14 protein-coding genes and 3 pseudogenes are annotated in these 22,947 nt (G+C 64.6%); 7 read left to right on the top strand and 10 right to left on the bottom strand.

Translation table 11 applies throughout. The features are described from left to right. Nucleotides 1–419: 419 nt before the first annotated feature. The 3 pseudogenes from BMYO_RS12640 to BMYO_RS12670 all read left to right on the top strand — a co-directional run. Nucleotides 420–1,094: pseudogene (locus BMYO_RS12640) on the top strand (DEAD/DEAH box helicase); the annotation flags it as partial. Next, nucleotides 1,080–4,667: pseudogene (locus BMYO_RS12215) on the top strand (Lhr family ATP-dependent helicase); the annotation flags it as partial. The pseudogenes BMYO_RS12640 and BMYO_RS12215, both read left to right, overlap by 15 nt. Nucleotides 4,668–4,790: 123 nt before the next feature. Continuing rightward, nucleotides 4,791–5,816, top strand: a pseudogene (locus tag BMYO_RS12670) (Lhr family helicase); the annotation flags it as partial. 152 nt (nt 5,817–5,968) lie between these two features. On the opposite strand, the gene BMYO_RS09120 reads toward BMYO_RS12670, so the two are convergent. The 6 genes from BMYO_RS09120 to BMYO_RS09095 all read right to left on the bottom strand — a co-directional run bounded on the left by BMYO_RS09120 (nt 5,969) and on the right by BMYO_RS09095 (nt 13,550). After that, nucleotides 5,969–6,667: a hypothetical protein gene (locus BMYO_RS09120; RefSeq protein ID WP_094668155.1), complete on the bottom strand. Its 699-nt coding sequence runs from the start codon at nt 6,665–6,667 to the stop codon at nt 5,969–5,971. Continuing rightward, nucleotides 6,664–8,049, bottom strand: coding sequence for an ATP-binding cassette domain-containing protein (locus BMYO_RS12210; protein WP_233428238.1), 1,386 nt, complete (start codon nt 8,047–8,049; stop codon nt 6,664–6,666). Before BMYO_RS12210 ends, BMYO_RS09120 begins: the two co-directional genes overlap by 4 nt. 213 nt (nt 8,050–8,262) lie before the next feature. After that, nucleotides 8,263–8,574 (bottom strand): transcriptional regulator, encoded by a 312-nt coding sequence (locus BMYO_RS09110; protein WP_094668154.1) that lies wholly within the window; start codon nt 8,572–8,574, stop codon nt 8,263–8,265. After that, entirely contained in the window at nt 8,561–9,133 is a 573-nt protein-coding gene (locus BMYO_RS09105; protein ID WP_094668153.1) for a hypothetical protein, read from the bottom strand. Before BMYO_RS09105 ends, BMYO_RS09110 begins: the two co-directional genes overlap by 14 nt. Before the next feature lie 524 nt (nt 9,134–9,657). After that, complete coding sequence (locus BMYO_RS12205) at nt 9,658–10,578, bottom strand: response regulator transcription factor (protein WP_233428237.1); 921 nt, start codon at nt 10,576–10,578, stop codon at nt 9,658–9,660. 212 nt (nt 10,579–10,790) lie between these two features. Continuing rightward, entirely contained in the window at nt 10,791–13,550 is a 2,760-nt protein-coding gene (locus tag BMYO_RS09095; RefSeq protein ID WP_094668152.1) for a DNA gyrase/topoisomerase IV subunit A, read from the bottom strand. Nucleotides 13,551–13,650: 100 nt separating this feature from the next. Between BMYO_RS09095 and BMYO_RS09090 the strand changes: the two genes are divergently transcribed. Then, nucleotides 13,651–14,997, top strand: a complete 1,347-nt coding sequence (locus tag BMYO_RS09090) for an alkaline phosphatase family protein (protein WP_169834118.1) — start codon at nt 13,651–13,653, stop codon at nt 14,995–14,997. Nucleotides 14,998–15,264: 267 nt separating this feature from the next. Here BMYO_RS09090 and sepH read toward each other — a convergent pair whose 3' ends face one another. Further along, a complete protein-coding gene (gene sepH, locus BMYO_RS09085) occupies nt 15,265–16,374 on the bottom strand; it encodes a septation protein SepH (RefSeq protein WP_094668169.1) in 1,110 nt (369 codons plus the stop codon). Between the two features lie 455 nt (nt 16,375–16,829). On the opposite strand from sepH, the gene BMYO_RS09080 reads away from it, so the two are divergent. From BMYO_RS09080 to BMYO_RS09070, 3 genes are all read left to right on the top strand, one after another. After that, nucleotides 16,830–17,123: a DUF4193 domain-containing protein gene (locus tag BMYO_RS09080; RefSeq protein ID WP_094668150.1), complete on the top strand. Its 294-nt coding sequence runs from the start codon at nt 16,830–16,832 to the stop codon at nt 17,121–17,123. Next, complete coding sequence (dut, locus tag BMYO_RS09075; RefSeq protein WP_094668149.1) at nt 17,123–17,599, top strand: dUTP diphosphatase; 477 nt, start codon at nt 17,123–17,125, stop codon at nt 17,597–17,599. The genes BMYO_RS09080 and dut overlap by 1 nt, the downstream gene beginning before the upstream one ends. Before the next feature lie 119 nt (nt 17,600–17,718). Then, a complete protein-coding gene (locus BMYO_RS09070) occupies nt 17,719–20,043 on the top strand; it encodes a RelA/SpoT family protein (protein ID WP_094668148.1) in 2,325 nt (774 codons plus the stop codon). Between the two features lie 259 nt (nt 20,044–20,302). Here BMYO_RS09070 and BMYO_RS09065 read toward each other — a convergent pair whose 3' ends face one another. The 3 genes from BMYO_RS09065 to BMYO_RS09055 form a co-directional block, all read right to left on the bottom strand. Further along, a complete protein-coding gene (locus tag BMYO_RS09065) occupies nt 20,303–20,842 on the bottom strand; it encodes a peptidylprolyl isomerase (RefSeq protein ID WP_094668147.1) in 540 nt (179 codons plus the stop codon). Nucleotides 20,843–20,935: 93 nt separating this feature from the next. Next, nucleotides 20,936–22,042, bottom strand: a complete 1,107-nt coding sequence (locus BMYO_RS09060; protein ID WP_094668146.1) for a hypothetical protein — start codon at nt 22,040–22,042, stop codon at nt 20,936–20,938. 150 nt (nt 22,043–22,192) lie between these two features. Then, nucleotides 22,193–22,894, bottom strand: a complete 702-nt coding sequence (locus BMYO_RS09055; protein ID WP_094668145.1) for a nitroreductase family protein — start codon at nt 22,892–22,894, stop codon at nt 22,193–22,195. Between the last annotated feature and the right edge of the window lie 53 nt (nt 22,895–22,947).

The raw sequence follows: 22,947 nt of genomic DNA, 5'->3' as shown, positions 1-22,947 counted from the left end.
CACCTGAGCATGCCCGCACGCGGACGCACCCGCACCTCGAGCACGGGTTCGGGGCGCATGGGACCATCGACGATGCANACGTTCTCGACGACCATGCCTTTGACGTTGAGGAGCTGTTTGAATATGCTGTTCATCAGGCGCTTTTCGGTTGTGTTTTTCTTGGTCGATGAACATCCTAACCAAAAAGCGCTCTTCTCTTACCGGTTCAACGCCTCACCGGCAAACAACCACCCACGAAAACAGCAATAGCGCCTTATTAATTCACTACCCCTCAGACCCGCTTCGCAGGCCAGCTCCCCTAACAAGGAGAGCCAATAATATATTCAACGAACTTTTGGCGCGGCATACTAGCTGTGCGTTCTCCCGCAATCGACCGCGCGGCGCGGTGATGTCCTTGGGTGTTCGATATAATCGAACATATGTACGAAAGTTTGAGTCTGTTCGCCGAACCCACGCGGGTGTGGTTCGAGCACGCCTTCGGTAGGCCCACCGAGGCGCAGGCTCAGGCGTGGCCGGCGATCCGGTCGGGGCGCAATGTGCTGGTCATCGCGCCTACTGGCTCCGGCAAGACGTTGGCGGCGTTCCTTTCGGCGATTGATCGGCTGATGGTCTCGCCCCGGCCGAGACGTGGGCGCAAAGGTGTAAGGGTGCTCTACATCTCACCGCTCAAGGCGCTGGCGGTGGATGTGGCCAAAAACCTCGAACGGCCGCTCGAGGGCATCGCCATGCAATGCGAAGCGCAGGGGAGGCCCGTGCCCACGATTGCCGTCGCCACCCGCTCGGGGGACACCACCGCACAGGAGCGGAGGCGCATCGCATCCCATCCGCCGGACATCCTGGTCACCACGCCGGAATCGCTGTATCTGCTGCTCACCTCGAAGGCCGGTCGCATCCTCTCCACCGTCGACACGGTGATCGTGGACGAGATTCACGCCGTGGCAGGCACCAAACGCGGCGCCCACCTGGCGTTGAGCCTTGAGCGGCTTGAACGATTGGTCGTGGAATCACGCAGACGCGAGGCGATGGACCGTGACGGCGGTGACGGGGATGCCGATGATGGTCGCACTGGTGGCGGTCGTATGGTGCAGGGTGTTCTTGGTGGTAACGCTTGTCCTGCAGGAAATCCCATTGTGCAGGACCGCAGCGGCATTGAGATGATTCCTGCGGAATCCGATGGGCTTGTATTGGGCGGCTCAGCACAGGGCGGCTCCGCATCGGGTGATTCCGTACAGGGTGAAGGGGCCCCGCGCGTGATTGCGCGAGATGCGTCGCCTTTGCAGCGTATCGGTCTGTCGGCCACCGTGAACCCGCCCGAGGAGGCAGCGCGGTTTCTGGGCGGCGGGCGGCCCGTGACCATCGTGAATCCCGGCGGGCGGCCCGCCATGGCTCTGCGCATGGTCGAACCGTTGGCGGATATGCGCGACCTCGATTCCGCCAATGTGCCGCAGCGTGCCGGCGGCGTGGACGTGCCCCCGGGCGGTCATGCCTCGATGCCGCATATCAGCGGTGTCACACCCGCCATGCAACGGCTCGCCGAACGCATGGGGTTGCCCGGATCACATGCCGGCGGATTACCGACCGATGATGAATATGGGAGCGTGGGCGCGTCCGGCGGCGGGCGGGCGGACTTCTCCGCGATCGTCGGTGCGCGCGGCGACCGCACCTCGGGTTCGATTTGGCCGGTGGTGGAGCGCAGCATCCTCGATGAGATCCTCGCGCACCGCACCACGCTGGTGTTCGTCAACTCGCGTGGCGTGGCCGAAAAGCTCACCGCACGGCTTAACGACATGTACGCCGAAAGCCATCACGGCGCCGTGCCGGCGGATTCCGGCCATGCCGATGGCTATCTCGGCTCGCCCGAAGGCCGTGAGGGCTTCGCTGCGCATTACGACGCCGTGGTGGGATCCACCACCATGTTGGTCGGCTCGCATGAGGGCGAGGACGTCATCGCGATGGCGCATCACGGCTCGGTCTCCAAGGACCGCCGCAAACTTATCGAGGAACGGCTCAAGCGCGGCGAACTGCGCTGCGTGGTGGCCACCTCCAGCCTCGAACTTGGCATCGATATGGGTTCGGTGGATCTGGTGATTCAGGTCGATACGCCATTGTCGGTGTCCTCAGGCCTGCAACGTGTAGGCCGTGCCGACCATCAGGTGGGCGGCGTCTCACATGCGTTGTTCTATCCACTCACCCGTATGCAGATCGTCACCGGCGCGGCGAGTCTGGAGGCCATGGCGACCGGGGACATCGAGCCGCTTGCCGTGCCCAGGAACCCGCTCGACGTGCTGGCCCAGCAGACCGTGGCCGCCGCCTCGATGCATAATCTCGATGCGGATGAATGGTATGCCACGGTATGCAGGGCGGCACCCTTCGCCAAGCTTCCAAGGGACATGTTCGACGCGGTGATCGGCATGATGTCCGGCGCATACAACGCCGAGGAATTCTCCGCGTTCAAGCCTCGCCTGATGTGGAACCGGGAGGACGGCGTCATTTCCGCCAGACCCGGCGCGCAGAAGATCGCCGTGACCTCCGGCGGCACGATACCCGACCGTGGCCTGTACACCGTGGTGTTGCCCGAGGCGGACGCGGGCAAGGGGCAGCGCCGCGTGGGTGAGCTCGATGAGGAGATGGTCTACGAATCGCGCGTGGGCGACGTCATCACACTTGGCACCTCCACATGGCAGATTCAGGAGATCACGCGGGATCGCGTGGTGGTGACCCCGGCACCGGGCCGCACCGCACGCCTGCCGTTCTGGCATGGTGAAGGCGCCGGTCGCGACTACGGCTTCAGTCGCACGATAGGCCGTTTCCTCCGCGAGACCAGCGCCGGCCTCATATTTGCCCCCGCCCTCCCGCGCAAAGACAAGGATGCGATATCCGGCTCCCTTCTCCGAGGGGAGCTGTCTGCACAGCAGACTGAGGGGAGTCATGAGGGAGACCCCGGCCGATCCGTCCCCTCTCCCGAAGACAGTTCCAGTCGGTTCGTTCCCAATCCCAGCTCCCCTCTCCGAAAGAAGCTACGGGAAGCGATTCCCCATGCCGGGGAAACGATACTTGGCTCCCCTCTCCGAGGGGAGCTGGCTGCGCAGCAGACTGAGGGGATCTCCGAGGAAACCCCCATCACAGCAACCACCCCGTCCTCGCCCACCTTCGGCACGGCCATCCTCAATCGACTCCGCCACGACGGCCTCGACGATAACGCCGTCAGCAACCTCGCCCGACTGCTGTCGGAACAGCGGTCCGCCACGGGAGTGGTGCCCGACGACCACACTCTGGTGGTCGAACGCACCCGTGACGAGGACGGAGGATGGCGAGTCGTACTGCTCAGTCCCTTCGGCCGTCGCGTGCACGAACCATGGGCCATGGCCATCAGCCGCCGACTCGCCACCCGGTACGGTTTCGACGGTCAGGCCTACGCTGCGGACGATGGCATCGTGATCCAACTGCCGGACGGCGAAGGCCATATCCCCATGGCGGACCTGTTCCTGTTCGATCCCGAAGACCTGAGGGCGGACGTGGAACGTCAGGTGGGCGAGTCCGTGCTGTTCGCCGCTCGGTTCCGCGAATGCGCCGCCCGGTCGCTGTTCATGCCGCGTTCCGAACCCGGCCGCCGCGTGCCCCTGTGGCAGCAGCGGCTCAGGGCCGCGCAACTGCTGCAATCCGCGCGTACGGCCAAAAACTTCCCGCTACTGCTTGAAACGGCTCGCGAATGCCTACAGGATGTCTACGACATGCCCGCGCTCGACGAGGTGATGACCGGGCTCCAATCCGGCGCTATCGTCGTGAAGGACGTGGAAACCGACACGCCATCGCCATTCGCCGAGAACATCCTCTTCGGCTTCGTCGGCGCGGTCATGTACCAGTACGACCAGCCGCAGGCCGAACGCAGCGCGCAGCTGCTGTCCCTCGATCCGCAGGTGCTGGAACGGCTGCTGGGCTCCACGGACATGGCGCAGGTGCTGGACCCGGACGTGATCCGCGATGTCGAACGGGAGCTCAAGGAGCACACCTTCTGGAACGAGCTCGCGGACGACGACCTGACCGGCCGTGTGACCCGTTACGCCAAAACGCATGGCCCCTTTACCGGGGAACGGCTTATCGCCGATCTCCATCTGACCGCCACGGATGCCGTGCATACGCTGGATGCGCTCGCCGCCAAGGGCGAGCTGCTGCAAGGGCATTTCATGGATGCGGACTCCACTGATGCGGACTCCGATGGGATGACGTCGGCCGGCAACGGCGCTGCAGCGGTTCAATGGCTGCACAAAGACGTTTTCCGCCGCATACGCTCGCGGTCGCTGGCCAAGGCGCGCAAGACGATCAAACCGGTCGAACCGTCCGCCTACCAAATGTTCCTGCTCGACCAGCAAGGCGTAGGACCAGTGGGTGGCGAGCGATACGAGGACGCGGACGGGCTGATGCGCGTCATCGAACAGCTCGAGGGCGTGACGTTGCCCGCCGCGTTGTGGGAATCCTTCGTTTTCCCCGCCCGTGTGCGCGATTACCAGCCGGCGTTGCTGGACGAACTGCTGACCTCCGGCGACGTGGTCTGGGTCGGGTCCAAGACCGGTGCCACCGGTGCGCTGGAGACCGGCGAGGTGGCGTTCCATCCGGTCGACTCGTTGCTTCTGGACTCAATGCTTTCCGGCCCGGCACTATCAGCCTCATTGCCATCGGGCAGGGTATCGTCGAGTTCAGCGCCGTCGGGAGCGGTGTCATCGGGCTTGGCGCCGTCGGGAACTGCGCCGTCGGGAGCGATACCGCCGGGGCGTGGCGGTCCGGACGGGCCATCCGTCACCGTGCCCGAATCGATACTCGCGGCGCTGGATTCCGGTGGCGCCTTCCATGCGCGGCAGTTGGCGGATGCGGCCAAGCGTGTCTGGAACGAGACCGTCGAACCGGACATCAACCCGAACACCGGCGAGATCATCCCGCAGGAGTGGAGCGAGCGGCAGTTCAAGGACGCCCTGTGGAGTCTGGTATGGCAGGGAAGAGTCACCAATTCCAGCTTCGCGCCCGTGCGTGCATTGAGCGCGGGCTCGAGTACCCCGCGCAAAACCGGCGCATCGCATCGGCGCGGAAGGGTGGCTCCAATCCGTCGCGCCGTCACGGATATGACGTTGGGCGGACTATGGTCGGCCGTGCCCGGTGTAAACCAGGAAGCGGAGGACATGCAGCGGGAACAGGCCGAGCGCATGCTCGCGCTGATCGATGTGCTGCTGGACCGTTATGGCATCATCGCCCAGCCTCTGGTCGACCGCGAGAACGTGCCCGGCGGCTATTCCGCGCTGTACCCGGTGTTGAAACGCTTGGAGGAGCATGGCCGTCTGGTCCGCGGCATGTTCGTCCGCGGCTTCGGCGCGGCCCAATTCGCGGAACGTGAGACCGTGGACGCGCTGAGACATCCGTTGGAAGAGCGGTCACATTCAGTGATGGCATTGAGCGTGCTCGACCCGGCGAATCTTGCCGGCACCGCCATTGGCTGGCCGGCCATCACCGCCAACGCCGCCAAACCGGTCAGACGCGCCGGCTCCGTCGTGGTGCTGGGCGCACAGGGCCCCATGCTTTATGCCACGGTCAAATCCAAGCGGCTCACGGTATTCGACTCGTCGGATCATCAGGATGCCGCGACCGATAGCGAAGACCGGTTGCGGAGGGCGGCGTCCGAACTGGCCTATGCGCTCAAGCGGGACGGCTCCGGAACCGTGACCTTCGCGGACGTCAATGGCGAACCGTTGAATGCCCGTCACCCCTTCGCGCGCATCCTCCATCAGGCCGGCTTCGTTCCCGTCCCCCAAGGCATGCGCCTGTACTGACGTCGCCGCGGTGCTGTGTTCCGAAGACGGGTGGTGAAGATGACGCATTGCAGACGACGCATTGAATGCGGTACATGAACGGTGGCATGCGAGTCCTGGATAGCCATCGGGACGACGAGCCGGTCAACACTCGTTGGGAGCCGCCAAGCTGGTTACGGTCGCCGGGCCACAATCGGTCCCAGTACCCGCGGATAACGGCGGTTGCAGGAGACCACGGTCGCGCCCATGGCAACCAGGCCGAAGACGACCATCACGGCCAACACCCACGGCAAGGTGAGTGTGAACGCCAGCACCGTAAGCAGCAGCATGGGAAGCGATGCAATCAGGGTCGCCGCCGATAGCGAACCCATCGAGCCGGTGTGAGTGGCGAGGAACATCTGCTCGGTCGCGAATGACAGCACCGCCGGTGCCAGTACGACATAGATGACCCGCATGACGGTGGCTGAGGCATCGAGCCCTGCCCATGCCAGATAGCCCACGGTGGTCAGGATCATGAACTCCGCGAGGAGCACAGGAAGCAGACTCTTGGCCAGGCAGTATCCCAGCATCGAGCGCCCCGAACCGCGCCAGTTCTCCAACGTGCCGTCGGTTCGCGGCACTTCGCTCAAGTCCATCGAAGACGAATTGGAATACAACGTGCCGAAGGCCAGCATCGATGCGGTATACCCATACCACGCCGCCAGTCCCTGCGCCATGCCCCATACATTGATCGTAGCCAGTTGCTGCGGCGAGGAGCCGCCCAATAGTACGGCGAGCATGATCGGTATGAACAGCCACATGCCCACGGCAAACGCCAAGTATAACGGGCTTTTACGTAGCAGCGTCCAGTCGTGCCAGAGCATCGCCTTCATCGCGCACCTCCCAATCCGAAGTCCACATGATCGCGCTCGCGGCCGAGCGTGGCCGCTTGCCGGAAGGCGTCGATATCGCCGAAGTCGGCGAGCAGGCAATCTTTGACCACACGCTTGTCATCCAGAACGATCACACGGTCGGCGACCTCCCAGCAGTAGTCGAGGTCATGCGTGATGGTCAGTATCGTGCGTCCATCCGCCTTGAGCTGCCGCATCAGATCGATGAGGAGCTGCCGGGTGACCGGATCGACCGCGTTGGTCGGCTCGTCCAGCAGGATGAGCCGGGGATCGAACAGCATGCCGGCCATGATGCCCGCACGCTTCCTCAATCCGCTGGAAAGATCCTTGACCTTCTTGTCGAGATGCTCGCCGAGTTCGAACGCGCGGACCATCGGCAGTCGGTCAAGGTGCTTCAGGTCAAGCGGATGCTGGTCGTCATGCGTGGCGTACAGCATCGAACGGAACCTGAGATTCTCGCGGATGGTCATCGTGGGGGAGAGATTGCCCGAATCGGTGAGCTGGAACACCTCGCGCATGGAATGGAATACGGCCTCGTTGATGGTCGCGGATCCCGTCTGCGGGCGCAGCAGTCCGGTGATCACGCCGAACAGGGTGGTCTTGCCCACGCCGTTGTAGCCGAGAATGCCCAATGACTGACCGGCCGGCACATCGAGGTCGATGTGCTCGAGTACGGGTTTGCGACGCCTGTATCCGAACGTCATGTCCGTGACGCGGATGGCGAGCGGGGTCGGGCCTGTGGGTGCCACCGCGGCCGTTCCTGATGCGGAGGGCATGCCGGAGGCCGCGGAATCGGAGGCCGTGAGCGGGGATACCGCCGAATCAGAAGTCACGGGGGCAGATGCCGCGGACGTCGTCTCGGCGATGGAATCGAGTGTGGTAGTGGTCATGATCATTGCCTTTCCCTTGATGAATATCGACCACAGGTACAGCGCCAGCGCGGCGAGTGTCGGCGTGACGGTCAACGCGACGCCCTGCGGCCCCGCGATGGTCGGGCGGAGTGCGGGAGCGTCGAGGAACGCGAACCCCATCAGCGCCGCGGACAGTACGGTGATAGGGACTACGGCGTACGCCAGTTGCGCTGCGAGATACTGCCGGAACGGACGTCCGCAGGCGCGTACTGAAACGATGGTGCCGTTGACGAAGTCGCTGCGGATCGCGTCGAGCGCCAGTGTCGGTGCCAGGCCCATCGTGAACGATGCGACGGCGAAACGCAGCATCACTCCGGCCATGTCAGGGCCCATGGCCAGCGGGGTGATGGTGGCGATCAGCGAGAGGGGTGCCACGATGGCGATGACGGCGGTGATGAGCATCGCCGTGTTATGCCGGATCTGCTGCAGATCCTTGTACAGGACGGCCTTCATATGAGCCTCGATTCGTGGATTGGCCGGTGATGCCGGAAAGTTGATTTCGGGTATGCTCACGCCAGACCATGCGCGAAACCGCGGTTTCAGGTATGGCTTACGCCGGGCGATGGTGTGTGATATTGGGTTGGCGAACTGTGCGAATCCCGCGGCCGCTGTGGCGGATGTGGGGCGACGGCTATGGCTTGGTGGCTATTGGCGGTTATCGGCGGTCTATTGCCCGGCGACGATCTGCCTCAACGCTGCCACATGCGACCGGAACGCGGACCCGCCCCCGCTGGTCAACTTGACCCATGTGACCTTGTACGCCTTGCCACCCTCATCGGCCTTCTTGTCCAATTGCACGTAACCGTGGTCGGCGAGTGTCTTTAGATGCTTGGAGCAGGTGGCGTCGCTGATGCCAAGCGTGTCGCGCAGCACATCGAACCGCAGGGCGCCGTAGGTGTCCAGCAGTCCGCAGATGCGCAGCCGCACCGGGGCGTGGATTACCTCGTTGAAGATTGGTTCTGGATCATCCGACGCCATGATGTGTCTCCCCGTCGCTGGTGGGTTCACCGATGGGAGTCGTGCGTTGCCTGAGTGCGCGGATGGTCTCGCTGAGTTCAAGATGCTCCATGAAACCGTTGAATGCGGCACCCACTGCCGTGACCGCAACGGCCGACCACCAGGCGTTCGTGGCATAGCCCACCGCTAGGGCGACGGCTGCCGGGATGAAATTGGCGATGGCATGTACGGCGAGGATGATTCGGAACCGCCGGCTCTTCATCACAGGCCGTGGGGGAAGCCATTGGATGGCAACGCCCTGCATGTGGCAGGTGAACATCATCATCGCGTAGACCAACAGCACGGAGACCGCCAGCAATGCGAACAGGAGCCATGCGGGATTGCCCGGCTGATGGAACCGGTTGAGAAACACCTGTGGAATCAGCCAATACGTCAGGGTGATCATGCCATATATCACCGTCACCCATATGACGGTCGGGACGCGGTTTCTCTCGTAATAGTCGGAGGCGAGCCGCGCCCGATCCGTGTCCAGGGCGCTCAGCACATCCAAGGCGGCCGGCGCATCGGACACGGTCGGCATGTTCGATGCCGGTGAAGATGCTGGTGCTGGCGTGATTTGCGATGTGTGTCGCGCATCGGATTGGTGTTGCTGCGGTTGCCGACTCTGCCGTAGATCGTGTGGTGCGTCGTCGGCGTTCGACCGCGTATGCCGTATATCCGTCACGATGACCTCCTTATGCAGGACCGGGCTGGAGGCCGGAACGCGGAGTGCGCCGCGGCCAAACCACTTTCCGCTACGGAAAACAATACCACTTTCCGGTATGGCAACAAGTTGCGTGTCGGTGAAGTAAAGCCCCCATGGGGATGTTGCGAGCCGCAAGGACCCCCATGATGTAGGGAACTTCCCATGATGTAGGGATTTGCCCATGGTGTAGGGATGCAAAATGGCGGAATTCCGCGAAAAGTGAAAAACCGCTCCCTACACCATGGGAAGTTCCCTACATCATGGGCGAATCCCTACACCGTGGGACAGCTGCGGGATGCCAAAGGGCGCATATGCCCTGCGCGGACATGGAAACACAGGGTATGTAATGACGCAGAACACTAGCGGATGCGCCAGTTGGAGCCGCGCTGGGTCATGATGAGACCGGCCTTGGTGAGCTTCTTGTCCAGGGTGTACAGCGCGTTGCGCAGCAGTCCCTGCTGCTCGAAGAACGGGCCGCCCACGAGTTTGACCAGCTCACGGGTGTTCACGAATTCGCCGTTGGCCTTCACCAGCGCCTCCAGCAGGCTGTATTCCAGCCGTGACAATGTGACCGGCGAATGTGTGGAGGCGTAGTACGCCTTGCGGTTGGTGGTGTCCAGCGTGAGGTTGCCGCGGATGATCATCGTGGGCGAGCCGGCGGACAGCATCGCCATGTAGGAGAGCAGCTCCGTGTCCGAGAACGGCTTGCGCAACACGGCGTCCGGCTGATTGCCCGGCATCGCGCCGGAAGTCGCAGGGGCCTTTACGGGGTCGGCTTCCCCGTCTGATGCCGGCAGGGGTTCCGCGTTCGACGAGGATAATGATTGTGTGGGATTCGTGAGCGCGGCGGTAGCTGTACTCACTCCTGCGGGCGCCGACGCGTCCACTGCGCCCGTGGCCATCGCCGTACCGTCCTCGTTGCGCTGGCTGGCGGCCGCGGCGCCGGTTTCGTCTGCATATCCGGCGGGCTTGATTGGCTCGTATTCATCGGGCAGCGCGCGCCAGCGGTTGCCCGCGCCCGTCGCCTTGCTCAACGGCGTCGAGGTGAGCAGCAGGATCTTCACGGATGGCTGCACGTCGCGGATGGAGGCGATGAGGGCATTGGCGGGGGAGTCCACCAGATCCTCGTCCAGCACCACCCCGTTGTAGGAGTCCTCGTTCAGTGCCTCGAGCACGGCATCGGCAGTGCCGACCTGATTGGCCTCATGATGCGCACCCAGCAGGGTCCCCCGTATGGCGCGGGCCAACGGTTCATTCGACGCGGCGACCAACAGCTTCATCGCACACCTCCTCGATACTCCAGTGTAGGCCCGGGCATGTAGGGAATCTCCCTGTCAATGGTGTCGGGAGACCGACGGCAGGGAGAAGCATGGGCATGCAATGAACGGAACGGCCGCTTGCCCGCCCATTCCCATATATCAGCCCGAACCGTTGCGGGGAGTGGGGAGCCGAACAGCAGCCTGCCCCGCTCCCCGCAACAACGCGAGCGCGATCAGCCGATGAAGGCGACCGGTGCGGCGAGATCCACGCCCGAACCGTCACGGCGCATATCCGGCTTCGGCAGTTCCACCGGTGTGCCGGAGGAGGCCGAGGCCCTGAGCGGGTACAGGCCCACCCATGCGAGAATCAGCGTGTTCTGGCCCTTGAGGAAGCGCTGCGAACGTACGCCGCCCGTGGCGCGGCCCTTGGTGGGGTACATCTCCAACGGGGTTACCTTGGCGGCGCCGTTTTCGGTGCCGGGCAGTGCGTCCGCGTCGCCGGCGACGGTGAGCACCACCGCGCCGGAGCCCGACGACAATCCGTTTTCGCCCTCCTCGTACGTCCACGCCACCTTGCCGGCGGGCACCACGTTGAACGCCATGACGCGCGCGCCTGCGGCCAGCTTGATGCCGGCCATGCCACCGGCGGTGCGGCCCTGCGGACGCACGTTCCTCGCATCGAAGGTGAGCAGCGAGGAATCGGAGGAGACGAACACCAGACGGTCGTCGTCCTCGGCCACGGCCGCGAACACCACTTCGTCGCCGTCCTTCAGGTCGATGACCGGCCACGAATCCATCGTGGTGGGCGCCTCGCGGTTCCAGCGTTTGACCACGCCGTTACGGGTGCCGATGGCCAGCGACGGCAGTGGCGCATCCTGGGCGTCCGCGGCATTGGCGTCGCCGTCGGTGCCGGCTTTCACGTTCTCCGCTGCTTCGTCCGCGGCCTTGCCGTCGGACGGCCGTTCCATGGCGATCGCCGTGACCACGCGTTCGTCCGGAATCGGATCGGTCGATTCGGTCATGCCGATCAGCTCGTCGGCCTTGACCCCGCCCTTGAGCGACAGCGTGTCCGAGGCGGGCAATGCCGGCAGATCGACCACATGGGCCAGCACCAGACGTCCCGCCGAGGTGATGAGGGCGTACGTGGCCTGCGTGGACGTGGGGAAGATCGTGGTGATCTGGTCGTCGCGCACGCGCGCATCGGAGGCGGACCGGGCATGGAACACATCCATCGCGCTCGGCGTGGTGCGGGCGATCAGACCGGTGGCGCTCATCATCACCACGCACGGTTCGTCCTCAATCTTGAGCGCTCCGGTCAGCGCATCGGCTTCGCCGCTCTTCTTCGCGGCGGCAGCGGCGGCCTCCACATCCGCGGCCGCGGAGGAGATCGTGGCCGCCGCCTTCGCGGCCTCGAGCGCCGTACGGGATGCGGTGGCCGAGGTGCCGGCGCCCTGCGCCACCACCGGGGTCAGCGTGCCGTCCGGATTCGCGTCCAGCAGGATCGTGCGCCGTGGCGTGCCCCACTTGGCCACGGCCTGATCCATCTCATCGGTGACCACGCGGTCCAGCGCCTCGGCGGACGCCAGAATACGGGTGAGCTCCTCGATGCTCTTCTTCAGGTCGTCGCGTTCGGCTTCGAGCTCGATACGGTTCATCTTGGTCAATCGGCGCAGACGCAGGTCGAGGATGTACTGGGCCTGCACCTCGTCCAGGTCGAAGACGGCCATCAACCGGGTCTTGGCGGCGTCGGCGTCATCGGAGGTGCGGATCACCTGGATCACCTCGTCGATGTCGAGCATGGCCAGCAGCAGGCCCTCGACCAGATGCAGCCGCTCCTGCGCCTTCTTCTTGCGGAATTCGCTGCGGCGCCGGATCACCACGCGACGGTGGTCGATCCACACCTGCAGCATCTCCTTCAAGCCCATCGTGTGGGGCCGGCCGCCCACCAGCGCCACGTTGTTCATGGCGAAGTTGTCCTGCAGCGGCGTGTGCTTGAACAGCTGCACCAGCACGGCGTGCGGGTCGAACCCGGTCTTGATCTCGATGACCAGACGCGTGCCGTTATGACGGTCGGTCAGGTCGAACGCGCCGGAGATGCCCTCCAGCTTGCGGCTTTTGACGCCGTCCGAGATACGTTCGATCACTTTTTCCGGGCCCACCATGTAGGGCAGCTCGGTCACCACAATCGCCTGCTTACGGGCGGTGACGTGCTCGATGTGCGTGGCCGCCCGTGTGGTGAGCGTGCCGCGCCCGGTCTCGTAGGCCTCGCGGATGCCGTCGCGTCCGATGATCGTGCCGCCGGTCGGCCAATCGGGGCCGGGCACGTAGCGCATCAGCTGTTCGAGCGTGGCGTCCGGATGATCCATGAGGAACTTCGCGGCGTTCACCACCTCGCCGAGATTGTGGGTGGCGAGGTTCGTGGCCATGCCCACGGCGATGCCCGAGCCGCCGTTGACCAGGAGGTTCGGGATGGCGGAGGGCAGTACGGTCGGCTCCTTGAGCTTGTTGTCGTAGTTCGGCGTGAAGTCGACCGTGTCCTCGTCGATATCCGCGTTCATGCCGAGCGCCGCCGGGGCGAGTCGCGCCTCGGTGTAACGGGATGCTGCAGGACCGTCGTCGAGCGAACCGAAGTTGCCGTGGCCATCGACGAGCGGCAGGCGCATGGCGAACGGCTGGGCCAGTCGCACCATGGCCTCGTAGATCGCCGAATCGCCGTGCGGGTGCAGCTTGCCCATCACCTCGCCCACTACGCGGGCCGACTTCATGTACGGACGGTCCGGATTGAGGTTCATTTGGCCCATCTGATAGACGATGCGGCGCTGCACCGGCTTCATGCCGTCGCGCGCATCGGGCAGGGCTCTAGCGTAGATCACCGAATACGCATACTCGAGGAAGGACTTGCTCATCTCCTCGTTCAACGGCGTCTCGACGATATGCTCCTTGACCGTGCGCGGATCGTAGGACTGCACGGAAGGTTTGCGGTGTGATGCCATGGAACCCCTTTCAAACTCGCACCATATTAGCCGATTCGGTGGAACGCGCGATTCCCGGGGCGACCCGTGAGGTTGGGGGGTGCGACTTGAATGGACAACTATGAATGTTGAGACGCCGGATATGGACGAACTGCTGCGACTGGTGCCCACCGCGACCTACGGGGATGCCTTGCCGGGCCGGACCGCCGATGGCCACGGGGACGCCGTTGATGGTCACCGGGAGACCCACGCGAACGCGCACGAGAGCGGCAGCGGGAGCGAGCGCGGGGGAGCGTTGCACCTGTCCGCCGTACTGCCCGCCCTGTCCAGCGCGATCGGGCATCCGACGCCCACCGCGGTACACGCCGACCCCAAGGCATGCCAGCGCGCCCTCGGTCTGCCGGACGCGTCATCCGCCGTCGTGGTGCTCGTGGACGGCCTCGGCTACTGGAACCTCGCCATGCGACTGGGGCACGCGCCCTATCTGCGCTCGCTGATGAACGAGCCCGCCAACCAGCGTCCCATCGCCACATGCGCGCCCAGCACCACCGTGGCCGCGATGGCCTCATTCGGCACCGGCACCTGCCCGGGACTGACCGGCATGGCCGGCTACACGCAGCTCGAACCTGCAAGCGGCAAACTCATCCAGCTTATTCAGTTCAAGGACGCGCTCGCCCCCAAACCCGCCAATCCACACGTCCCCGTCCCGCCCATGATCGACCCACGGGACCTGCAACGCGAGCCGACGGTGTTCGAACTGCTCGCGGCCCAGGGCGTGCGCGTCACCAGCTCCGGATTACCCAAGTTCGCCGGCTCGCCCCTGACCGAGGCGGCCCTGCGCGGCAGCGACTACCGTGCCGGCGTGACCCCGCGCGACCGCGTGCTCGCCGCCGCCCGTGCCGCGCGCGAGCCGGGCCTGACCTACCTCTATATCCGCGACGCGGACAAAGTGGGGCACAATCACGGTTGGGATTCCGAGAACTGGGTGGCCACGTTCGAACACATCGACGCGCAGCTCGCCCTGCTGCGACGCAACGCTCCCGCGGGCACGCTCATCGTGATCGTGGCCGATCACGGCATGGTGCAGACGGACCCGGACCGGCGGGTGGACATCGCCGACGAGCCCGAACTCAGCCGGGGTGTGGCGCTGGTGGGCGGCGAGCCACGCTCGCTGATGCTGTACGCGGCCGACGGCGAAAGCGCCGAGACCATCGCCGGCCGATGGCGGTCACGCCTGGGGGAGTCGGCTTTGGTGCGCACGCGCGACGAGGCTATTGCGGATGGGCTGTTCGGACCGGTGGCCGACCGCGTCCGTCCGATGATCGGCGACGTGATCGTACAGGCCGCCGGCGCCGCCACGTTTGTGGATTCGCGCACCCAGTCGGACAAGGCCACGCATCTGCCGAGCGTGCACGGTTCGCAGACCATGCTGGAGATGGATATCCCGTGCCTGATCGACGTTGCGTGAATTTGGGGTTGCGTAATCCGGGATTGCGTGACTCTAGGGTTTCGTGCGGATTTTTGCGTGCTGATGTTGGGGTTATCGTTACGGTCTGATGTTGTGGTCTGACGCTGTGGGGGTTTGGTGCATGACGCCCGACACGCTCAAGGCCGCTCGGCCGAGTCTACGGTCGGGCGTCATGCACCAAACCCCCACAGCTCGTGGTTGCGGTTGTCCGTACCCGCACACGGCTCGTGATGGCGAATCTGGCTGTCCGCGTGGTGCGGGCTGTTTCTATTCGCCGAAGAGGATTTCGTCCCAACTGGGGACTGCGGAGCGGCCTGAGCGGCGCTTGGCCGGGCGTGCGGGCGCGTCGGGCTTGGCTTTTGAGACCGTTTCGGCTTCCGGGTCCGGGCTGCCGGATGCGATTGCGGTGCCGGGGACGGCGATGGGGGCCGTGGCGGACTCGCCGTTTGCGGTCTGACCCGTCGATGGGAGGCCGGATAGAGTGGCCGGGGTGGAGACGGTGCCTGATGTAGATGAGGTGGCTGCCGTCGAACCCACTGACGCCGAGCCTGCCGCCGTTGCGCTGTTGAGCGGATTCACCGCCGGAATCGACCCGGTTGTGGGCAGGTCGATGGGCGGCATCGAGCCGGTGGGCGTGCCGGAGAGGGTTCCCGATGCGCCGGTCGCCATCGAGGAGCCGGCCGGGGCGGCCCATGCGGACACCGCACGTTCGATACGTGCGGAGCGCACGGAGTCTCCCGGCAGATCTGCCCTGTCGATCTGCAGTCCGGAATCCGCGGCGTGCGAGCCGGGATGCTGCTCGCCGAGCAGCTTGCGGGCGGCGTTGTTGAGGCACACCACGGAGTTGTCGTGCATGTTCCACGTCCATTCGGCGTGGATTTCACGTCCTGCGGAATTGAAGATGGCCACAATCCGCCACGGTTCAAGCCCGCGGCGCGTGGATTTCCACGTCACCGACTCCATGCCGATCGACACGGAGGCCAACGTGCGCTCCACCAGCTCGCTGATGGTTCGCACGCGGCTGTCCTTCGGCGCGGGCACGGTCAGGAACTGTTCAATGGCGTACTGCTTTTCGGTCTCCACGGCTGCGGAGAACCGGCGTACCAGCGTCTCGCTTAGATGGTAGCGCTCCGCCACGCGCGCGGGGTCCGCGCCAGCGCGGATGAGCGACTGAATCTGGGAAATCGGGAGCGTGGATTGCTGATGCGGCTGCGGCATACGTTGCGTCTCGCTTTTGATCTGTTTGGCCTCGAGGATCGCGCGTTCCAACGTATCGTCCACGCTGACGGCAAACTGTCGGCCACTCGTGGAAAACACCAGGTCGCCGGACTCGCTGACGCGCACAAAACCGGCCTTCTCAAGCCGCTCCTCAGCCATGGTCACACCGCTTTCCGTACCAGAGACATTATTCTTCTTAAGTATGCCCCACGCGCCGAACTTTGCATGTATTTCAGTTATTGCGCCGCAACCCGCAAGACGCCGAAGAGCTTCCTCTCGCACCTTGCTGTCGATTCCCGTGGAGGACGGTTTGTGACCAATCCGTTCGTGAAGCGCGAGTGGAACGAGACGGATATCCATTCGCGGGTGCGCCGGGGGCGGCCGGACGGCGTCGAAAAAGCATAATTCGCGACGCGCCGGGACGGACCGGGGGCAATCGTGACAAACTCTGCGAAAACGGCTTGATTCCGCCTGTTTTGGTCTCCTGTAGCGGAGGCGTCATGCCATGTTTCGGTGATTCACGAAAAAAACTCCCGGAATCGTGTATCATTCCGGCGAGTACGGGCGCTACACTGGCGTCGCGACAACGCGCACAACCTGATGAAAGGACCATCATGGCTCAGGATTATGATTCCCCCCGCAACAAGGACGAGGACGAGGAATCGCTGCAGGCTCTCGGCAAGTCCACGCAGAACGCCTCGAGCGACATCGATGATGATGAGAACGCCATCGCCGAGGACTACGAGCTGCCGGGCGCCGATCTCAGCAACGAAGACTCTTCGGTCACTGTGATTCCGATGCAGGGCGACGAATTCGTCTGCTCCCAGTGCTTCCTGGTCAAGCACCGCAGCCAGCTCGCCTACATGGATGAGGACGGCCAGCCGGTGTGCGAGGAGTGCGCCGCCTGATGGCCTTCGACGAGACCTACAACGAGCCTGAATCCACCGAGGTTCTGGTCAAGTACCTGAACGCCGATCACCCCGCCGAGCTGCGCTATGCCCATGCGGGGGACGCCGGCGCCGATCTGATCACCACCGTCGAGGTGACGCTCAAGCCGTTCGAACGTGCGCTGGTGCCCACCGGCGTGGTCATCGCGTTGCCCGCAGGCTATGTGGCATTGGTTCACCCGCGGTCCGGTCTTGCCGTCAAGCAGGGCGTCACCGTGCTCAACGCCCCCGGCACCATAGACGCCGGGTATCGCGGTGAGATCAAGGTGCCGCTCATCAACCTCGACCCCGAACACACGGTCGTGTTCCATCCGGGGGACCGCATCGCCCAGATGGTGATTCAACGGTACGTCGAAGCCCGGTTCGTCCCGGCCGAGACGTTGCCCGGCTCCGACAGGGCCGAGCGTGGATTCGGTTCGACGGGCGTCGCGTCCTGACCGTTCCACGGGCCGCCGCAACGGCAACCGCATACGGCCGAGATTGACGGGATAGGCATGTCCCGTGGCGATGTGGCGGTTCGCGGCTACAATGAGCTTCACATAGGGAGGTAACTGGCATGTCAGAGAATGATGGCGAGCAGTATGCCGCCCGCAAGCTGGGTTGCGAGATCAGCGCCGATCCGCTCAATCCGCTCGAGCCGATCAAGAAGGTGTGCGCGGCGCATCATCCCGGCGAGGATCTGTCCATCCTCGACCGGGCCTACCGGCGCGCCGTGATCCAGCATTCCGCGCAACGCCGCAAGTCCGGCGAGCCGTACATCATCCATCCGTTGGCCGTCTCCCAGATCCTCGCCGACCTCGGCATGGGACCGGTGGTGGTGGCGGCCGGCCTGCTGCACGACACGGTGGAGGACACCGACTACACGCTCGACCAGTGCCGCTCCGAATTCGGCGACACCGTGGCCGGGCTCGTGGACGGCGTGACCAAGCTGAGCCAGCTCGAAGTGGGCGACTCCGCCCAGGCCGAGACCATCCGCAAGCTGGTGGTGGCCATGAGCCGTGACGTGCGCACCCTCGTGGTCAAGCTCGCCGACCGTGTGCACAACGCCCGTACGTGGCGTTACGTGAAGACCTCCTCCGCCCAGCGCAAGGCGCGCGAGACCCTTGATGTGTATGCGCCGCTGGCCAACCGTCTCGGCATGAACGCCATCAAGACGGAGCTCGAGGAGCTGAGCTTCAAGGTGCTCTATCCGAAGATCTACAACGAGATCGTGGTGCTGGTGGCGCGCCGCGCGGGCCAGCGCGACGTCTACCTGAAGCAGATCCTGGCCGAAATCAACGAGGACCTCGACGCCCAGCACATCAAGGCGTACGTCACCGGTCGCCCGAAGGACTACTTCTCCATCTACCAGAAGATGATCGTGCGAGGCCATGATTTCGCCAACATCTACGATCTGGTGGGCGTACGCATCATCGTCGATACCATTCAGGACTGCTATGCGGCGCTTGGCGCCGTGCATGCGCGGTGGAACCCGGTCCCCGGCCGGTTCAAGGACTACATCGCCATGCCCAAGCTCAACATGTACCAGTCGCTGCACACCACGGTGGTGGGTCCCGGCGGCAAGCCGGTCGAAATCCAGATCCGCACTTGGGACATGCACCGTCGCGCCGAATTCGGCATCGCCGCGCACTGGAAGTACAAGGAGAACGGTCAGGCCGGCCGCGCGCTGAGCTCGCCCGACAAGTCCGACCGTAAGCGCGACGAGGGCCATCAGGAGCTTTCCGAGGCGGACAACCTCAAATGGATCCAGCAGCTGGCCGACTGGACCAGCGAGACCCCGGACTCCAATGAGTTCCTCGGCTCCCTCAAGGAGGATCTCGGTTCGGCCGAGGTGTACGTCTTCACCCCGAAGGGCAAGATCGTCTCCCTGCCGGCCCACGCCACGCCTGTGGACTTCGCCTACGCCGTGCACACCGAGGTGGGCCACCGTACGATGGGTGCGCGCGTCAACGGCCGTCTGGTGCCGCTCGACACCACGCTCGACAATGGCGACACAGTCGAGATCCTGACCTCCAAGTCCGATACCGCCGGCCCCTCGCGCGACTGGCTGAGCTTCGTCAAGAGCCCGAAGGCCCGCAACAAGATCCGTCAGTGGTTCTCCAAGGAACGCCGCACCGAGGCCATCGAGGAGGGTCGTGACGAGCTGACGCGCGCCATGCGAAAGCGCAGTCTGCCGATCAACACGCTGCTCACCCCCGAGGCGCTCATCGGCGTGGCCGTCGACCTCAACTTCCCGAACGCGGACGCCGTGTTCGCCGCCATCGGCGACGGGCAGATCTCCACGCAGAACGTCATCTCGCATCTGGTCAAGGATGCGGGCGCCGACGAGGTGGACGAGGAGGTCGAGCAGGAGGTCCTGCCCTTCAAGCCCGTCGAGCGCAAGACGCCGAGCAGTTCCACCGGCGTGTCCGTCAAGGGCGTGGGTGATGTGTGGATCAAGCTGGCCCGATGCTGCATGCCCGTGCCCGGCGACGACATCATCGGCTTCATCACGCGCAGTCAGGGCGTGTCCGTGCACCGCACCGACTGCCAGAACATGATCGACCTCAAGGCCAAGCAGCCCGAGCGTGTGGTGGTGGTCGAATGGACCAGCACCAAGGGCCTGTTCATGGTCAAGATCCAGGTCGAGGCGCTGGACCGCCGCAACCTGCTCTCCGACGTGACGCGCGTGCTGTCCGACCACGGCGTGAACATCATCTCCGGCACCATCGCCACCGGCTCCGACCGCGTGGCCACCAGCCAGTTCAGCTTCGAAATGGCCGACCCGCAGCACCTCAATTCGCTGCTGGCCGCCGTGCGCAAGATCGACGGCGTCTTCGACGTGTACCGCATCACCGGCGCCAAGGAGTCCGCCGAGCCGCGCCTGCGCAAGATGAAGTAGGGAAGCGGCCGGGAGCGTCGTGATTGGCTTAGGCGCTCCCGCCGTCGTGGCACGTCGGTTCCGGATTTGCTGGCATGTCGGCATACGAAAAGCCCTCTGACTCGAAATCGAATCAGAGGGCTTTTGCTTGTCAATGGGATCTCATCCAATGGGCTTTCATCGCACGACGATCATCGGACGTCCTGCGCGGCCCGTGCCGCGCGTGCAGGACGCGAGCCGCAAGAGCCGCGCCCCACCGAACGAGACGGACGATCGGCCCTTACTCCACCACGTCCACGGACAGGATCACAGCCGGTTCGGTCGGACGGTCCATCGGATCGGTGGACAGCGCCTCGAGCTTGTTCACGACCTGCTTGGACTCCTCATCAGCGACCTCGCCGAAGATGGTGTGGTGGCCGTCCAGCCACGGGGTCGGCACGGTGGTGATGAAGAACTGGGAGCCGTTGGTGCCGTGGACCTTGCCGTCACGGCCGCGGCGCAGGCCGGCGTTCGCCATGGCCAGCAGGTAGGGACGGTCGAACTTCAGGCTCGGGTCGATCTCGTCGTCGAACTCGTAGCCGGGGCCGCCGGTGCCGGTGCCCAGCGGGCAACCGCCCTGGATCATGAAGTCCTTGATGATGCGGTGGAAGGTCAGGCCGTTGTAGAACTTGGCGTGGGACGGCTGGCCGGTGTACGGGTCCGCCCATTCCTTCTCGCCGGTGGCGAGGCCCAGGAAGTTGGCCACGGTGTTCGGGGCCTTGTCGTCGAACAGGTTGATGGTGATGTCGCCCTCGGAGGTGCGCATGATAATGGTACTCATAGTCTTCCAGTCTCTCATTGCCCCACGTCATTGGCGTGGGGGATGGCGTACGGCCCGTGTTGGGCCGTAATGGCTATGTCGATGAATCCGAGGTCAGCCGACCGACTTCACGCTCGTGCCGTTGGCGGTGCCGGTGTTGGAGGAACTGGACGAGTTCGATCCGGTGCCGTTCGATGAGCTCGACGAATTGTCCGAGCCCGAGGAACCCGTGGAGCCGTTCGACCCGGAGTCCGTGCCGGATTCCGTGGAGCCGCCGTTCGACCCGGAATCGGTGCCTGTGGACCCGTTGGAACCGGTCGTATTGCCGTTCGATTCGGAGGAGTCGGTGCCGGTGGACCCGTTGGTGTCCGAGTTCGTGCCGGATTCCGTGGATTCGTTGCCTGACTCTCCGGTGGTATTGTCGGTGCCGCTGGTGCTGCCGTTGGAGGTGGAATCCTTCGAATCGTTAGTGCCGTCGTGCTGCGTGGCGTCGTTCTTGGGCAGCGGAGTGGTCTGCTGCGTATCCGAATCGGTCTGGGATGGGGTGGTGACGCTCGGCGTGCTCCAGTCGCGCACCACCGTATCCGTGCCTTGACCGCGCGTCAGCAGCATCACGACGCCGGCGCTCACCGCCACGGTGAGCAGTCCGGAGACCAGAGTGACGATCACGGCCGTGCGCTTGACGTTGCGCGGCTTGCGCGCACGGCGCAGTTCGGCGACCGAGTATGTGCGTCCGGCCGCGCGGTTGGAGATGATCTCACGGGGACGGCGGACGGCCGTGCGTCCGGTGCCGGGCAGGTCGGCCGCCGACACGGTGCTGCGCGATTCCCCGGAGGCGGCGAGCTGTGTGGCGTTGGAGCCGCTGCCCGCCGCAGAGCGATCGGTGGCGTTCTCCGTGACGGGGCCGTCAGGAGAGGAACCCGAGGCGGAGCTTTCGGCGGCGGTCGCAGTGTCGTCCGTGGAGCCATCGGCGGGGGAGTCGCCGTCGGGGTCTCCATCACCCGGATCGCCGTCGGTGCCGACCGATTGCAGTTTCTCGGTGGACGCCCTGATGACGTTCTGGTAGATGTTCGTGGCCACTACGGAAACGATGTAACTGGTCGCCGCACCGATCACCGAGCCGGCGACGCCGATCTTCGCCGCCAATAGGAACGAGGTGATGGCGGCCAGAGTCCCGGCCACGATCGAGGACAGGGAAAGGCCTTGGAAAAACTTCTTCACACCCCCGAAAATAGACGGTGGGGCTCCAAAGTTCCTGAAGGCGCAGTGACTATGACGGAATGATTACACGAGACCTTCAAAACCTTCACATCGGGGGTGTCGGAGAGCTGGTATCGGGTACCGGATGGGTCCGCGCACAGAATCGACGGGTCAGGCCCAGACGAAATCCGTTCCGTCTACGGCCAGCTCGAAATGCAGTTTCGCGATGCCCAGACAGATCTCGGCCTGAACGCCCTCCAACGCTTCGGCCCGGACCGTGCGCCCGTCGGCGAGCAGGGTGAACCGGACCGGCTGCTTGCCCAGCGCGCTCGGCGCCAGCATGACCGCCTCGATGCCACGATGGAACCAGTCGGGGGCGTCGGCGTAGTCGCCGTTCTCGATGGCGCCCAACTGATCTGCCGGCTTGCTGCGATGCGGACGGCCCGGACGGGTGCCGTGCCCCAACGCGATGGCGGCGGGCATGCGTTCTCCCTCGCCGAGCGTCCAGCAGCCTTCGTGGTCGGCGGTTTCATGCAGCACCGCCCAAGAGGTGTCCAATCCGAGCGATACGGCCGTCAACGCCAACAGCTCGCCTGCATACCCCGCACGCTCGTCCAGATCGGCTTCATCGGCACCCGGTTCGTCGCGGCCGATGAGCGCGATGAGATTGCGCACGTTCTTGAACCGCCCGTAATGTGTCGGGCATCCGCCAAGGGCGTCGGGCACGTCATGAACCAGCTGGATATCAAGACCGTGCCGGCTGTTCGCGGAGGCGATGGCCTCCTGCAATGCCGCCGTCTGGTCGGCCGTGAGCGGCTCATCGGTGTAGTCGCGCACCGCATGGCGCAGTTCCATGGCCTCAAGCAGGTTCATGACGATTCCCTTTCGTGCGGTCGGTTCGGACGTGGGCGGGACGTCCGCCGCGA

The organism is Bifidobacterium myosotis (assembly GCF_002259745.1).
Classification (GTDB): domain Bacteria; phylum Actinomycetota; class Actinomycetes; order Actinomycetales; family Bifidobacteriaceae; genus Bifidobacterium; species Bifidobacterium myosotis.
Note: the sequence above shows the minus strand (reverse complement) of the source record. Positions and strands in the feature narration are given on the sequence as shown.